The organism is Micromonospora cremea (assembly GCF_900143515.1).
Taxonomy (GTDB): Bacteria; Actinomycetota; Actinomycetes; order Mycobacteriales; family Micromonosporaceae; genus Micromonospora; species Micromonospora cremea.
The window spans coordinates 1,604,005-1,618,859 of the sequence record NZ_FSQT01000002.1 but is presented as its reverse complement, the minus strand read 5'-3'; the positions used below and the strand labels follow the sequence as shown (position 1 = coordinate 1,618,859).

General features: G+C 72.1%; 12 protein-coding genes and 3 pseudogenes. 6 read left to right on the top strand and 9 right to left on the bottom strand.

Features of this window, described 5'->3' with window-relative positions:
- Window positions 1–51 precede the first annotated feature (51 nt).
- A complete protein-coding gene (locus tag BUS84_RS20930) occupies window positions 52–390 on the bottom strand; it encodes a GroES family chaperonin (protein ID WP_074314920.1) in 339 nt (112 codons plus the stop codon).
- A gap of 159 nt (window positions 391–549) precedes the next feature.
- On the opposite strand from BUS84_RS20930, the gene BUS84_RS20925 reads away from it, so the two are divergent.
- Entirely contained in the window at window positions 550–1,848 is a 1,299-nt protein-coding gene (locus BUS84_RS20925) for an AI-2E family transporter (protein WP_084757816.1), read from the top strand.
- 43 nt (window positions 1,849–1,891) lie between these two features.
- On the opposite strand, the pseudogene BUS84_RS41295 reads toward BUS84_RS20925, so the two are convergent.
- Window positions 1,892–2,587: pseudogene (locus tag BUS84_RS41295) on the bottom strand (ATP-dependent DNA helicase); the annotation flags it as partial.
- A 111-nt stretch (window positions 2,588–2,698) separates the two neighbouring features.
- Window positions 2,699–4,096: pseudogene (locus tag BUS84_RS41290) on the bottom strand (ATP-dependent DNA helicase); the annotation flags it as partial.
- Between the two features lie 102 nt (window positions 4,097–4,198).
- Here BUS84_RS41290 and BUS84_RS20915 point away from each other — a divergent pair.
- The gene (locus BUS84_RS20915) at window positions 4,199–4,705 is read left to right on the top strand and encodes a DUF402 domain-containing protein (RefSeq protein ID WP_074314919.1); all 507 of its coding nucleotides are present in this window, start codon (window positions 4,199–4,201) and stop codon (window positions 4,703–4,705) included.
- 28 nt (window positions 4,706–4,733) lie between these two features.
- On the opposite strand, the gene sigJ is transcribed toward BUS84_RS20915, so the two are convergent.
- A complete protein-coding gene (sigJ, locus tag BUS84_RS20910) occupies window positions 4,734–5,699 on the bottom strand; it encodes an RNA polymerase sigma factor SigJ (protein ID WP_074318965.1) in 966 nt (321 codons plus the stop codon).
- Window positions 5,700–5,889: 190 nt separating this feature from the next.
- Between sigJ and BUS84_RS20905 the strand changes: the two are divergent.
- The 3 genes and pseudogenes from BUS84_RS20905 (at window position 5,890) to BUS84_RS20895 (ending at window position 8,558) form a co-directional block, all read left to right on the top strand.
- Window positions 5,890–6,784, top strand: a pseudogene (locus tag BUS84_RS20905) (PPK2 family polyphosphate kinase).
- A gap of 129 nt (window positions 6,785–6,913) precedes the next feature.
- Window positions 6,914–7,540, top strand: coding sequence for a DUF47 domain-containing protein (locus BUS84_RS20900; RefSeq protein WP_074314917.1), 627 nt, complete (start codon window positions 6,914–6,916; stop codon window positions 7,538–7,540).
- Window positions 7,541–7,550: 10 nt separating this feature from the next.
- Window positions 7,551–8,558 carry an inorganic phosphate transporter gene (locus BUS84_RS20895; RefSeq protein ID WP_074318964.1) on the top strand — a complete coding sequence of 336 codons (1,008 nt, stop codon included), beginning with the start codon at window positions 7,551–7,553 and terminating at the stop codon, window positions 8,556–8,558.
- Between the two features lie 71 nt (window positions 8,559–8,629).
- Here BUS84_RS20895 and BUS84_RS20890 read toward each other — a convergent pair whose 3' ends face one another.
- Window positions 8,630–9,598, bottom strand: a complete 969-nt coding sequence (locus tag BUS84_RS20890) for a Gfo/Idh/MocA family protein (protein ID WP_074314915.1) — start codon at window positions 9,596–9,598, stop codon at window positions 8,630–8,632.
- Window positions 9,599–9,699: 101 nt separating this feature from the next.
- Between BUS84_RS20890 and BUS84_RS20885 the strand changes: the two genes are divergently transcribed.
- Window positions 9,700–10,533, top strand: coding sequence for an NUDIX hydrolase (locus BUS84_RS20885; protein WP_074314914.1), 834 nt, complete (start codon window positions 9,700–9,702; stop codon window positions 10,531–10,533).
- 190 nt (window positions 10,534–10,723) lie between these two features.
- Here BUS84_RS20885 and pstB read toward each other — a convergent pair whose 3' ends face one another.
- The 4 genes from pstB to pstS are packed head-to-tail and all read right to left on the bottom strand — an operon-like array spanning window position 10,724 to window position 14,835.
- On the bottom strand, window positions 10,724–11,500 hold the full coding sequence (pstB, locus tag BUS84_RS20880) for a phosphate ABC transporter ATP-binding protein PstB (protein ID WP_074314912.1): 777 nt from the start codon (window positions 11,498–11,500) through the stop codon (window positions 10,724–10,726).
- Window positions 11,501–11,517: 17 nt separating this feature from the next.
- Window positions 11,518–12,606, bottom strand: a complete 1,089-nt coding sequence (gene pstA / locus BUS84_RS20875) for a phosphate ABC transporter permease PstA (protein WP_074314911.1) — start codon at window positions 12,604–12,606, stop codon at window positions 11,518–11,520.
- Window positions 12,603–13,694 (bottom strand): phosphate ABC transporter permease subunit PstC, encoded by a 1,092-nt coding sequence (gene pstC, locus BUS84_RS20870; protein ID WP_074314909.1) that lies wholly within the window; start codon window positions 13,692–13,694, stop codon window positions 12,603–12,605. Before pstC ends, pstA begins: the two co-directional genes overlap by 4 nt.
- Window positions 13,695–13,728: 34 nt before the next feature.
- On the bottom strand, window positions 13,729–14,835 hold the full coding sequence (gene pstS / locus BUS84_RS20865; protein WP_074314908.1) for a phosphate ABC transporter substrate-binding protein PstS: 1,107 nt from the start codon (window positions 14,833–14,835) through the stop codon (window positions 13,729–13,731).
- Window positions 14,836–14,855: the final 20 nt, after the last annotated feature.

The window sequence follows — 14,855 nt, the reverse complement described above, 5'->3', positions numbered from 1 at the left end:
TGCGGGCTGGCAAACGGCGCGCGGCGGGGCCCGGTGGCCGGGGGAGGCGCGTCAGAGGTAGAGGCCGGTGGAGTCGTTCTCGATCCGCTCGGCGGCCACGGCGTGGACGTCCCGCTCCCGCAGCAGCACGTACCCGCGGCCGTGCAGCTCGACCTCGGAGCGTTCGTCCGGGTCGAAGAGCACCCGGTCGCCGGAGACGATGGCGCGGACGTTCGGCCCCACTCCGACGGCGGTGGCCCAGGCGAGGCGCTTGCCGACCGCGGCGGTCGCCGGGATGACGATGCCGGCGGTGGAGCGGCGCTCGCCCTCGCTGCCCTCCATCCGCACCAGCACACGGTCGTGCAGCAGGCGGATCGGCAGGCCGGCGTCGAGATCCTGGTCGGCGGTCACGCCGCAGACGCTACCGTGTCGGCGACGGCCGGCCCGACGGTGGTTGCGGCGGAGGCGGCCGGGGCAATGTGTGGCGGAACTGCCCTATGGTGTCGGGAACGGACGTAGGCTGTCCGACCTGTCGCTGTGGGCGGACCGGTTCTCTGCCAGGAGGTGCGCTTGAGCCGCTTCGAGCGGGTACGCGGGCGGCTCCGCCGCGCCTACCAGTCGTCACGGGAGTCGGTACGCGCCGATCGGAACGCTTCGAGCGACACCCCGGAGCCGGCCCGGGTGGCCTCGCCCGTGGCGCCGGGTCCGACCGCGCCGCCGTCGGCCACGGTCGTCGGCACGGAACCCCCGGTGGACCTGCACACCTCGACCGCCAGCCGGGACGACGCCGACGTTCCGCACGGGCTGCGGATCGCCGCCGCCTGGTGCTGGCGGCTGATCGTCATCGGCGTGGTGGCCTGGGCGCTGCTCCGGATCGTCGGCACCGTCAAGATCGTGATCATCCCGTTGGCCATCGCCCTGCTGCTCTCGGCGCTGCTCGCGCCGGCGGTGGGCTGGCTGCTGCGGGCCCGGCTGCCCCGGTCGCTGGCGACGGCGGTGGTGCTGGTCGGCGGCCTGGCCGGCGTGATCGGCACGCTGACCCTGGTGGTCAACGAGTTCATCCGGGGAGCGCCGGAGCTGAGCCAGAAGTCCTCGGAGGGCGTCCGGCAGATCCAGAACTGGCTGAAGACGGGCCCGCTGCACCTCTCCGACACCCAGCTCGACCGGTACATCGACGAGGCGCAGGGTTGGATCAACTCCAACACCTCGGATCTCACCAGCGGCGCACTGAGCACCGCGGCGACGCTGGCCGAGGTGCTGACCGGCACGCTGCTGGTGCTCTTCGCGACGTTCTTCTTCCTGCGGGACGGCAACCGGATCTGGCGCTTCCTGGTCCGGCTGCTGCCGGTGGCCGCCCGGTGGAAGGTCGACGACGCCGGCCGCGCCTCCTGGCACACGCTCGGCGCCTACGTCCGGGCGACCGTGCTGGTGGCCTTCATCGACGCGGTGGGCATCGGCATCTTCCTGGTCATCTTCGACGTCCCGTTCGCCTTCCCGCTGGCCGCGCTGGTGTTCCTCGGCGCGTTCATCCCGATCGTCGGTGCGGCGCTCTCCGGTGGCGTGGCGGTGCTGGTGGCGCTCGTCGACAGCGGCCCGGTCACCGCGTTGATCATCCTGGGCGCGGTGATCGGGGTGCAGCAGGTGGAGGGGCACGTGCTCCAGCCGCTGATCATGGGCCGGGCGGTGGCCATCCACCCGCTCGCGGTGATCATCGGTATCGCCGCCGGGGTGGTGCTCGCCGGGATCACCGGCGCGCTGGTGTCGGTGCCGCTGATCGCGGTGCTGAACACCGCGGTCCGCCGGCTGGCCGCCCGGACGGTCCCGGACACCCCGCCCGACGCCGTGGTGGTCGCCGCGCAGGCTCCCTGACCCCGGCGCACCACGGCAGGATCCGCGCAGTGTCCTGAAGAGGTCAGGAGCCGGCGAGGCGTTGCAGCGCGCCGCGGGCCACCTCTGGACGGGTGGTGTACCAGAACGGCGGCAGCGAGCGACGCAGGAAGGGCCCGTAGCCGCGGGCGGTCTCCAGCCGGGAGTCGAGCACCGCGACCACCCCCCGGTCACCGGTGGCCCGGATCAACCGGCCCACGCCCTGCGCCAGCCGGACCGCCGCGATCGGCACGCTGACCGCCGCGAAACCGGATCCGCCGCCCGCGTCCACGGCTGCCGCCCGTGCCGCCGCGAGCGGCTCGTCCGGCCGCGGAAAGGGCAGCCGGTCGATGACCACGAGCTGACAGGCGTCGCCCGGCACGTCCACCCCCTGCCAGAGCGACATCACCCCGAACAGGCAGCTGGAGCGCTCCTCGCGGAACCGGCGGACCAGCAGTGGCAGCGCCTCCTCGCCCTGCAGCAGCACCGGCAGGTCGGTCCGCGCGCGCAGCAGCTCCGCCGCCTGCTGCGCGGCTCGGCGGGAGGAGAAGAGCCCGAGAGTACGACCACCGAGCGCCTCGACCAGCGCGAGCAGCTCCTCCCCGGCCGCCTCGGGAAGCCCGGAGACGCTGGGCCGGGGCAGGTGCGCCGCGACGTACAGGATGCCCTGCCGGGCGTAGTCGAACGGCGACCCCACATCCAGCGACCGCCAGCCCGGACCCTCGGTCGCCGGCACGACGGCGGCGGGTGCGGCGTCGCCGGCCAACCGGCGGCCCGGCATCTCGGCCGCCGGGCGGCCCGGGCCGGTGCGGGCGGCCAGCGCGGCGGCGGCCGGGGACGGCGGGGCGGGCGGCGGCGCGTCCAGCCCGAGAGCGCGGGCCACCGTGTCGAACCGGCCACCCAGCGCCAGGGTGGCGGACGTGGCGACCACGGTGCGCTCGTCGTACAGGTGGGTGGCGAGGGTGCCGGCCACCGACAGCGGCGCGACCACCAGCGCCCGCCGGTTGCCGCTGTCGTTCTTCTCCACCCAGGCCACGTCGTGGTCGGCCTCCTCCAGCAGCCGCTGGGCGGTCGTGGAGAGCTCGTCCAGCGCCGCCTTGGCCTGCTGCTTGCGGACCGGGTCGGGATCGTCGGACTTGACCTCGCCGATCGCGTCCAGCGCGGCCCGGGTGGCCGCGTCGAGCAGCGTGCACGCCTCCCGCAGCGGCGTCGGCAGCCCGGCGGTGAGGCGCCCGGCCGGCGCTTCGGCCAGCCCGACCGCGAGAGCGTCGCCGGCCGCGGTGAGCGCGTCGGCGGTCTCCGGCCGCAGCAGCGGGCGGGCCCGCCGGGTGGACCGGTCGATCAGCTCCGGCACCAGCTCCGCCTGGGCCGCCGAGGAGACCCGGTCGGCCAGTTCGTGCGCCTCGTCCACGATCAGCAGCTTGTGCGGCGGCACGATGTGGCGGTCGGCCAGCATGTCGACGGCGAGCAGGCTGTGGTTGGTCACCACGATGTCGGCCTCGCGGGCCCGGGCCCGGGACGCCTCGGCGAAGCACTCCGCCCCGAACGGGCAGCGGGTCGCCCCGACGCACTCCCGGGCCGGCATCGACACCAACCGCCAGGCCTGATCGTCGACCCCCGGGTCCAGTTCGTCCCGGTCGCCGGTGGCGGTCCGTTCGGCCCAGTCGCGCAGCCGCTCGATCTGCTTGCCCATCCGGCCCGCCTCGCCGAGCCACCTCGTCCCGCCGCCCGGGCGGGTGGCCGGGGCGTCGAAGAGAGTGTCCTCCGGCTCTTCGGCGGTCGAGTTGTCCAGCCGGGCCAGGCAGAGGTAGTGGTGGCGGCCCTTGAGCACCGCGAAGGTGGGCCGGCGGCCGAGAAGCGGCTCGACCGCGTCGGCCATCCGGGGCAGGTCGTGGTCGACCAGCTGGGACTGCAACGCCAGGGTGGCGGTGGAGACCACCACCGGGCCGTCCACGGTGAGCGCCGGCGCCAGGTAGGCCAGCGATTTGCCGGTGCCGGTGCCCGCCTGGACGAGCAGGTGCTCGCCGCTGGTCACGCACTCCTCGATCGCCGTGGTCATCTCCTGCTGGCCGGGGCGCGCCGCGCCGCCGGGCACCGCGCCGACCGCCGCAGCGAGCAGTTCCGCTCCGCTGGGCCGGGCGCCCCGTCGCCGGCTCCCGCCACGGGCCGACGGGGTGGCGGAACCGGTGGCGGTGCGGGGCGGAGTCACCGTGCGACGGTACCCGCCGCGGCCGACACGGGCTGCGCCCATCCGTCCGCGTGGCGTGGTGCCCGTCGGTCCGCCGGTGCATGCGGCAGCGTCCGGTTACGGCCGCGCTACGACGCGTGGGCAGTATCGGTTAGGGTGCGAATCATGCCGAGCGACGTGGTCCGAGTGATCTACCGCAAGTACGACGGCAGCGCCCACCGTGACTACCCGGCCCGCCGGCTCGCCGAGGACGACCTCGGCATCTGGCTCGGCGTGCCGGCCGGCACCGAGTCGGTCTACCACGGCCGCCCGTCCGTGGAGAAGATCCCGTTCGTCCTCCTGGTGCCGCACCACGCGTGGTGGACGTGCATGTTCAACCCGCCGCCGCGGACCAGCGAGGTCTACTGCGACATCGCCACACCGGCCCACTGGGAGTCCGACGACATCGTCCACCTGATCGACCTGGACCTGGACGTCGTCCGGCGCCGGGCCACCGGCCTGGTGGAGCTGCTCGACGAGGACGAGTTCGCTGAGCACCGGGCCCGGTACGGCTACCCGGAGGACGTGGTGGTCGAGGCCGAGGCGGCGGCCCGCTGGCTGTTCGGCGCGCTCGGCGACGGCACGGAGCCGTTCGCCACCTCGTACCGCAAGTGGCTGGCCCTGGTGGTCTGAGCCCGCACGGGCGCCCGACCGGGCCGGCTCACCAGCGCGGCGGCCACCGGTCGTCGTCGCCCAACGGCGGCAGGCCGGTCAGCTTCTCCGGGTTGAGCTGGTTGAACACGCCGGTGATCCGGCCCTCGTGCACGGCGAGCGCGGTGACCATGCGGATCGGTCGGCCGTCGGGGTGCACCGTCTCCAACTGGAGGCCGAGCACACCGTCGACCAGCACCGGCCGCGCCAGCACCCGGTGGGTGTACCGGCCGGCCCGGCCGAACAGGCCGAGCGCGAAGCGACCCACCGCGTCCGCGCCGACCACCGGCCGACGGGCCGCCGGGAAGTGCCCGCCCGAGTCGCCGATGAAGACCACGTCCGGTGCGAGCAAGCGGAGCAGCGGGTCCAGTTCGCCGGACTCGGTGGCGGCGACGAACGCTTCGAGCACGCGCCGCTGCTCGGCCGGGTCGGCGGTGTGCCGGGGCACGTCCGGTGCGGTGACCGCCCGTCGGGCCCGGGAGGCGAGCTGCCGGGCGGCCACCTCGGTGGTGCCGAGCACGTCGGCGACCCGGGCGAACGGCACCGCGAACACGTCGTGCAGCAGGAGAGCGACCCGCTGCTCCGGCGCGAGCCGCTCCAGCACCACCATCAGCGCCGTGCCGACCTGGTCGGTGCGGACCGCCCGCTCCGCCGGGTCGGGGGCGTACCCGTTGGTCGGCGCCGCGTCGCCCACCGGGCTCACCACCGGCTCGGGCAGCCACTGCCCGTGGTACGCCTCCCGGCGGACCCGGGCCGAGCGAAGCACGTCCAGGCAGATCCGGGCGCAGGTGGTGGTCAGCCACGCGGACAGCTCGCGGATCTCGGCGCGGGCCGCCGGGTCGGCGAGCGCCCCGGCGTAGCGCAGCCACGTCTCCTGCACCGCGTCCTCGGCCTCGCTGCGGCTGCCCAGCATCCGGTGGGCCACCGCGAGCAGCCGGCCCCGTTCGGCCTCGAACTCCGTCGCCAGGTCCCGCATGACCCACCCCTCCCCGGCCGGCGCCTTCCCGGCGTACATCCTCCCGCCAACAGGACGCGCCGGCAGCCCTGAACGTGACAGCCCGCCGGGGCCGGGCGGCGCTCGGCGGGCGGTTGGTCGGCGGGTGGGCGATGATCCGAGGATGAGCGCATCCCAGGAAGCGCAGATCGTGGCGCCCGACGGCGGCCCGATGCGGGAGTTGCTGCGGGTCACCGCACCGGTGGATCTCGGGGAGATCGACCCCCGGTCCACGCCCGGCCTGCCGGGCACGGAGGTGACCGGAGAGCACCGCAAGGCCTGGGCCCGTGGGCAGGTGGAGCTGGTCGGCGGTGAACTCGGCCAACAGCAGGAGATGCTCTTCGCGATGGCCAAGGCCGGCTCGGACCGGCCGGCGCACCGGGTGCTGCTGGTGCTCCAGGCGATGGACGGTGGTGGCAAGGACGGCACGATCAAGCGGGTGGCCGGCGCGATGAACCCGCTGGGCCTGCACATCCGCTCGTTCGGGCCGCCCACCCCCCAGGAGCTGCGGCACGACTTCCTGTGGCGGATCCGCCGGGCACTACCGCCGCCGGGGTACGTCGGGATGTTCAACCGGTCGCACTACGAGGACGTGCTGATCGCCCGGGTCGGCTCGCTGGTGCCGGAGGCGACCTGGCGGGCCCGCTACGACGAGATCAACTCCTTCGAGCGGGAGCTGGCCGACGGCGGCGTGACCCTGGTCAAGGTGATGCTGCACATCTCGTACGCCGAGCAGGGCGAGCGGCTGCTGGAGCGGCTCACCGACCCCCCGCAAGCACTGGAAGTACAACCCCTCGGACGTCGACTCCCGGGCCCGCTGGGACGACTACCAGGCCGCGTACGCCGAGGCGCTGAGCCGGTGCGGCACGGACGCCGCGCCGTGGTTCGTGGTGCCGGCGAACCGGAAGTGGTACCGGGACTGGGCGGTGGCCCACCTGCTGCGGGAGACGTTCGACACTCTCGATCTGGGGTATCCGCCTGCCGATTTCGACGTGTCCCGCGAGCGCGAACGGTTACGTGCTGGGGGAGCGGTGGCGCATGAGACGGCCGAGATGAACGGCAGGTGAACGATCGGTGAATGAGGCCTGGCCAGGGGTGGGCCGACGAATTCGCCGTTCTGGCGTTTCCTAGCATTCACCGAGCGGGCACCCGAAGGGTGGCCGCAACCCTTCCACCGACGCGACGAGGTCTGTGCTGTGAAGTTTTCCTTCCGCCCCACCGAGGGCGCCTTCTACGAGCTCTTCACCAGGGCCGCGCAGAACCTGGTCCGGGGCACCGAGCTGCTGAACGAGCTGGCCCTGCCCGGCGTCGACGTGCAGTCGGTCAGCGAGCGGCTGACCGAGGTCGAGCACGACAGTGACCAGATCACCCACGAGCTGTACAAGAAGATCAACTCGACCTTCATCACGCCGTTCGACCGGGAGGACATCTACCGGCTCGGCTCGCTGCTCGACGACGTCATGGACCACCTGGAGGCGGTCGGCGACCTGCTCTACCTGTACGGGCTGACCGAGCTTCCGGCGCTGCCCCGCGAGCTGCACGAGATGGTGAACGTGCTTGACCAGCAGGCCAAGTTGACCGCCGAGGCGATGCCCCGGCTGAAGTCAATGAAGGACCTCGAGGACTACTGGATCGAGTGCAACCGGCTCGAGAACGAGGGCGACCGGATCAACCGGCAGCTGCTCGTCCGCCTCTTCTCCGGTGAGTACGACGCGTTGACGGTGCTGAAGATGAAGGAGGTGGCCGACGAGCTGGAGGCCGCCTGCGACGCCTTCGAGCACGTGGCCAACACCGTCGAGACCATCGCGGTCAAGGAGTCCTGAACCAGTGACTCTGACACCCGAGCTCATCGCCGTGCTGGCGGTGATCGCGGTGGCCCTGGCGTTCGACTACACCAACGGCTTCCACGACGCCGCCAACGCGATCGCGACCAGCGTCTCCACCCGGGCGCTGACACCCCGGATCGCCCTGTTGCTCGCCGCTGTCGGCAACTTCGTCGGCGCCCACTTCGGCGCCGGGGTGGCCAAGACCGTCGGCGACGGCCTGGTCACACTGCCGACCGGGGTGACCAGCCTCGGGGTGGTCTTCGCCGGGGTTCTCGGCGCGATCGCCTGGAACCTGATCACCTGGTACTTCGGCCTGCCCTCGTCGTCCTCGCACGCGCTCTTCGGTGGCCTGGTCGGCGCGACCCTGCTGTCCACCGGCGGTGTCGTGCAGTGGGTCACCATCGGCGAGAAGATCCTCCTGCCGATGGTGCTGTCGCCGATCGTCGGCCTCACCCTCGGCTACCTGCTGATGCTGGCCATCCTCTGGCTGTTCCGGAAGGGGCAGCCGGGCAAGCTCAACCGGGGCTTCCGGTGGGCGCAGACCGCCTCGGCGGCGGCCATGTCGGTTGGCCACGGCATGCAGGACGCCGCGAAGACCATGGGCATCGTGGTGCTGGCGCTCTACACCGGCGGCTTCCAGGACGACAAGACGCACATCCCCGGCTGGGTGTTCTGGACCTCGGCGACAATGCTGGCCCTGGGCACGTACGCCGGCGGTTGGCGGATCATCCGCACCCTCGGTCGCAAGATCATTGACCTCGGGCCGCCGGAGGGCTTCGCCGCCGAGACGGTGGCCAGCGCGGTGCTCTACTTCAACGCCCTGGTGCTGAAGGCCCCGATCTCCACCACCCACACGATCACCTCGGCGATCATGGGCGTGGGCGCGACCAAGCGGCTCTCCGCGGTCCGCTGGAACGTCGCCGGCAACATCGTGATCGCCTGGATCATCACGTTCCCCGCCGCCGCGCTCATCGCCTGCGTCTCGTACCTGCTGGTCCGGCCGCTCTTCGGCTGACCCGGACACGGCGCACCTCCGGAAAAGAAGGGCCCCTTGTTGACGCCTCGCGTCAACAAGGGGCCCTTCTTTCAGATGTACCGCACGCCGATCTGCTCGCGTACGGCGTCCAGCAGGGCCATGACCTCGAGGGTGACGGTGTGCGGCACCAGCGGGCTCTCGGTCAGCCCGGCCGCCAGGCAGCGCTGCACCTCGATCGCCTCGTACTGGTAGCCGTTGCCGGCCGTGTCGGCGGCGATCGTCTCCGGCTCGGCGCCGTCCCGGTGCAGGGTCAGCGAACCCGGCCGGTAGAACGGCTCCGGCAGGTCGATCCGGCCGGTGCTGCCGGTGATCGAGGCGGACAGCCCGCTCGAGCCGACCATGCCGCAGCTCAGGGTGGCCAGCGCGCCGGTGTCGTAGCCGAACAGGATGCCGGTGTTCTCGTCCACGCCCTCCGGGCCGAGCTGCGCCCAGGACCGGATGTGCTGCGGCATGCCGAGCAGCAGGTGGGCAAGGCTGACCGGGTAGACACCCAGGTCGAGCAGGGCGCCTCCGCCCAGCGCCAGGGCCCGCATCCGGTGCTCCGGCGGGAAGGGCCCGGGCACCCCGAAGTCGGCCCGGACGCTGCTCACCGTGCCGATCGCGCCCTCCGCGATCAGCTCGGCCGCCCGCATGATCAACGGGTTGGTCCGCATCCACATGGCCTCCATCAGGAAGACCCCGGCGGCGCGGGCGGTGTCCACCAGCTCGGTGCTGGTGGCCAGGTCGAGGGTGAACGGCTTCTCCAGCAGCACCGCCCTACCGGCCGTCAGGCAGGTCATCGCCGCCTCGTAGTGCGCGGCGTGCGGCGTGGCCACGTAGATCACGTCGACGTCCGGGTCGGCGGCCAGCTCCACCCACGAGCCGTAGGCGCGCTTCGCGCCGTGCTTGTCGGCGAAGCGCTGCGCGCTGTCCGCGGCGCGGGAGCCGACCGCGACCAGTTCAGCGTCCGGCACCAGCCGGAGGTCTTCGGCGAAACGGCTGGCGATGTGGCCGGTGGCCAGGATGCCCCAACGAGTCATGTCGGCACGCTAGCCGAGCCAGGTGAACCGCCCCGTGCCCGGTCCACCGGCCGGTCCATCCGCCGGGACACCGCCGCCGGCCCGGGAACTAGGCTCGCGGCATGACGATCGACAGCGACGGCTTCGCCGCCCCGGCCGCCCTGGTCGAGCACGCCCGCCGGTTCCGGGAAGAGGGCGGCCCGCCGGCGGTGCCGCGGGTCGCGGCCACCGTGCTGCTGCTCCGCCCAACCGGCGCCGACTTCGAGGTGTACGTCATCCGCCGGGTCGCCGCGATGACCTTCGGCGGGATGTACGCCTTCCCCGGCGGCGGCGTGGACCGCTCCGACTCCGCCGCACACCTGGACTGGGCCGGCCCGAAACCGAGTGAGTGGGCGGAGCGGCTCGGGGTGGCCCCGGACGCCGCCCAGGCGGTGGTCTGCGCCGCCGCCCGGGAGGTCTTCGAGGAGGCCGGCGTACTGCTCGCCGGCCCGGACCGGACGACCGTGGTGGGCGACGTGAGCGGCGACGACTGGGAGGCGGCCCGGCAGGATCTGGAGGGGCGCCGGCTCGGCTTCGCGGCCCTGCTCGCCGGCCGGGGGCTGACGCTGCGATCGGACCTGCTGCTGCCGTGGAGCCGGTGGATCACCCCGGAGTTCGAGCCGCGCCGCTTCGACACGTACTTCTTCATCGCCCTGCTGCCAGCGGGCCAGCGGACCCGGGACGTCTCCGGCGAAGCCGACCACACCCTGTGGATCCGCCCGGCGGACGCGCTGGCCCGGGCCGAGGCGGGCGAGCTGACCATGCTGCCGCCGACCCTCGTCACGCTGGCCCAGGTGGCGGCGGCCGGCACCCTCGCCGGGGTGGCACAGGCGGCGGCCGACCGGGACGCGGCCACCCCCGTCACCCCCCGCCTGGACCTCCCGCCCAACGGCGAGCCCCGCTTTGTCCTCCGCTGACGCAACGCCGCCGCCGCACCCGCCGCCCCCCCGCCGCACCCGCCGCCCCCCGCCGCGCCCGCCGCTCTCCCCACGCGTCGATCTAGGGCACGTTGCTGTGAGTCGATCTCTGTCCACAGCAACGTGCCCTAGATCGACGGGGCGGGGGGGTGTGCGGGAGGGACACCGTGCGGCGCCCTCCCGGGTTGGCTCAGCCGAAGCGGCCGGTGATGTAGTCCTCGGTCTTCTTCACGCTCGGGTTGCTGAAGATCTTCTGGGTGTTGTCGTACTCGATCAGCCGGCCCGGGTCGCCGGTCTTCTCGATGGAGAAGAAGGCGGTCCGGTCGGACACACGCGCGGCCTGCTGCATGTTGTGCGTCACGATGATGATCGTGAACTTGTCCTTGAGCTGGAACATCAGGTCCTCGATGGCCAGCGTCGAGATCGGGTCCAGGGCCGAGCAGGGCTCGTCCATCAGCACCACCTGAGGCTCGACCGCGATGGTCCGGGCGATGCAGAGCCGCTGCTGCTGACCGCCGGAGAGGCCCGCGCCGGGCTTGCCCAGCCGGTCCTTGACCTCGTCCCACAGGTTCGCCGAGCGCAGCGCCTTCTCGGCCGCCTCCTCCAGGATCGACTTGCGCCGTACGCCGTTGAGCTTCAGCCCGGCCACCACGTTTTCGAAGATGCTCATGGTGGGGAACGGGTTCGGCCGCTGGAAGACCATGCCGATCATGCGCCGGACCGCGGTGACGTCGACGTCCCGGTCGTAGATGTCCTGGTCGTCGATGGTGAGGCTGCCCTCGACCCGGGCCCCCGGCAGCACCTCGTGCATGCGGTTGATCGACCGCAGGAAGGTGGACTTGCCGCAACCGGACGGGCCGATCAGGGCGGTGACCGTCTTCGGCTCGACGGTCAGGTTGATGTTCTCGATGGCCTTGAAGGCACCGTAGTAGGCGGTGACGTTCGAGGCTTCGATGCGCTTGGCCATGGTGGTACCTCCGGGGTTCATCGGCTGAGCCGGTTACGGCGGGCCAGCAGCTTCGCCGCGATCGTCAGGATGAGCACGAGGGCGACCAGGGTGAGTGCCGCGGTCCACGCCCGTGCCGGCGCGTACCTTGACGCATCACCGGCCTGCTGGTAGACGAAGAGGGACAGCGACGACTGGCTGTTCTCGAAGGGGTTGGTGTTGATGGCGGCGCCACCGCCGGCGACCAGCAGCACCGGCGCGGTCTCGCCGGCCGCACGGGCGATGGCGAGCATGACGCCGGTGACGATGCCTGGCAGCGCCGTCGGCAGCACCACCCGCAGGATGGTCTTCCACTTGGGTACGCCGAGCGCGTAGGCACCCTCGCGCAGCGGCGCCGGGACGAGGCGGAGCATCTCCTCGGTGGACCGGACGATGGTGGGCAGCATCAGCACGCTCAGCGCGAGCGCGGCGGCGAAGCCGGAGAAGCTCGGCCGACCGTCGTTGAACCATGGCGACACGACCAGCACCCAGAACGCCAGCACGAAGAGGCCGGAGACGATCGACGGGATGCCGGTCATGACGTCCACGAAGAACCGGATCGCGAAGGCGAACTTGCCCCGGCCGTACTCGACGATGTAGATGGCGCAGAGGATGCCGAGCGGCACGGTGATCAGAGTGGCGATGCCGACCTGCTCCAGCGTGCCGACGATCGCGTGGTAGGCGCCGCCGTTGGCGTCGCGGGCCCCGATGTTGTTCATCGAGGTCTGGAAGAAGTTCCCGTCCAGCCGCTCGGCGCCCTTGCTGACCAGCGTCCACACCACGGACACGAGCGGCAGGACCGCCAGCACGAACGCGGAGTGGATCAGCGCGCTCCAGGTGCGGTTGCGGGCCGAGCGGCGCCCCTCGACCGCGTTGGCCGCGGCGAAGAGCCCGATCAGGTAGAGCGCCGCGCCGAGGACGACCATGAGGACCGGGCCGCCGATGTCGGTGCCGTAGACGACCGCGGCGGAGAGCGCCAGAGCCGTCACGGCGATTGCCGGTGCGGCGTACCAGGGCAGCCGCCGGGCCCGCAGCGAGGCGGGCTGGGCCGGCGGGCGGGTGCGGTGGGAGGTGACGGTTGTGGTCATGCGGCCGACTCCGTGAACTCCCGGCGGCGGTAGATGATCGCCCGCGCCGTGATGTTGACGATCAGCGTGATGGTGAACAGCACCAGGCCGGAGGCGATGAGCGCGCCGCGGCCGGTCTCGTTCGCCTCGCCGAACGCGTTGGCGATGTTGGCGGCGATGGTGTTGCCGCCGTTCTGGATCAGGTTGAACGAGATACCGAAGGTGATGCCGAGGGTCAGCGCCAGGGCGATGGTCTCGCCGAGCGCCCGGCCGAGGCCGAGCATCACCGCGGCGATGATGCCTGGGCGGCCGTAGGGGAGCACCGCGGTGCGGAGCATCTCCCAGCGGGTGGCGCCCAGGGCGAGGGCGGCCTCCTCGTTCGCGGTCGGCGTCTGGAGGAACACCTCGCGGGAGAGCGAGGTGATGATCGGCAGCACCATGATCGCGAGCACCAGGGCGCCCAGCATGATCGACTTACCGAACGGGCCGTCACCGCCGAAGATCGGGATCCAGCCGAAGTACTCGTTCAGCCAGACCGAGAAGTCCCGGACCGGGTTGATGAAGATGTCCCGCCCCCAGAGACCGAAGACCACACTCGGCACGGCGGCGAGCAGGTCGACCAGGAAGCCGAGCGCGGTGCCCAGCCGGCGCGGTGCGTAGTGCGAGAGGTAGAGCGCGATGCCCAGCGCCACCGGCACTGCCATGAGCAGCGCCAGCGCCGAGCTGAGCACGGTGCCGAAGGCGAGCGTGCCGATGCCGAACTTGGGCTGCGTCTCGTTGGGGGACCAGCCCTCGTAGGACCAGAAGTTCTCGGTGTTGGCGCGCAGGGCCGGCACCGCCTTGGCGATCAGGAAGATCGCTATGGCGGCGATGATGACCAGAACGGCGGTGCCGGCGGCCAGGGTGAGACCGCGGAAGGCCCGCTCGGCGCCGAATTTCCGGCTGCGCGGCAGCGCGCCGCCGCCGCCCAGCCCGGCGCCGCCCGGGGAACGGGTGCTGACTGGTGCCTCGGCCACACGCGCCGAGGCACCGGCGGGCCACTCGTGACTCTGGGTCACGCGCGTCCCGCCGGTGCCGGCGTCGGCCGAGCGGTGAGGGGTTTCACCCATCTGCTCGCTCGATTCGGTTGCGGAGGTGGTCGGGTCAGGAGAGGTTCTTGACCGCGGTCTCGACCTTGGTGCGGACCGTCTCCGGCAGCGGGGCGTAGCCCAGGTCGGTCAGCGAGTTCTGGCCCTCGGCGCTGGCGGCGTAGCCCAGCAGACCCTTGACCAGCTTCAGCTTGTCGGCCGCGAGGCCCTTGCTGCAGACGATCTCGTACGTCGCCAGGACGATCGGGTAGGCCCCGGCCTCCTTGGTGTTGTAGTCGATCGACAGCTTGAGGTCGTCGCCCTGGCCCTCGACCTCGGCGCCGGCGATGGTCTTGCCAGCCGCCTCGGCGGTCAGCGCGGCGAACTCACCGTTGCCGTTACCGATCTTGGACATCTTCAGGCCGGCGTTCTCAGCGAACGACCACTCCATGTAGCCGATGGAGCCGTCGGCGCCCTTGACCGAGCTGGCCACGCCGTCCGAGCCCTTGGCGCCGGTGCCGCCCGGGGCCTTCCACGCCTTGGCCTTGCCGAGGGTCCAGTCGGCCTCGGCGGTCTTGGAGAGGAAGTTGGTGAAGTTGTCGGTGGTGCCCGACTCGTCCGAACGGTGGACGGTCTGGATGGTGGTCGCCGGGAGCGTGGCACCCGGGTTGTCGGCCTTGATCGCCGCGTCGTCCCACTTGGTCACCTTGCCGGCGAAGATCTTCGCCAGGGTGGCCGGCTTGAGCTGGAGGTTGTCCACGCCGCTGACGTTGTAGGCGATGGCCACCGGGCCGATCACCATCGGCAGGTGGATGGCCTTGCCACCGACGCACTTGGCGTCCGCCTGCGGCTGCTCCTCCGGCTTGAGCGCGGAGTCGGAGCCGGCGAAGTCGGCGGTCCCGGCGATGAACGCCTGGATGCCGGCACCCGAGCCGGTCGGCTCGTAGTTGATCGTGGTGCCCTGGCACTTCTGCTGGTACGCCTTGATCCACTCGGCCATGGCGTTCTTCTGCGCCGACGAGCCCTGGGCGTTCAGCGTTCCGGTAGCGCAGTCGACCGCGGCGGCCGAGCCCGAAGCGCTGGCGCCGGAGGCGGGCTCGTTGTTGTCCGAGCCGCATGCACTGAGGCCGAGCGTCGCGGCGAGAGCGAGGCAGGCAAGAGTGCCGTACCGCTGGAGCTTCACCTGAGGGGTTTCCCTTCGCG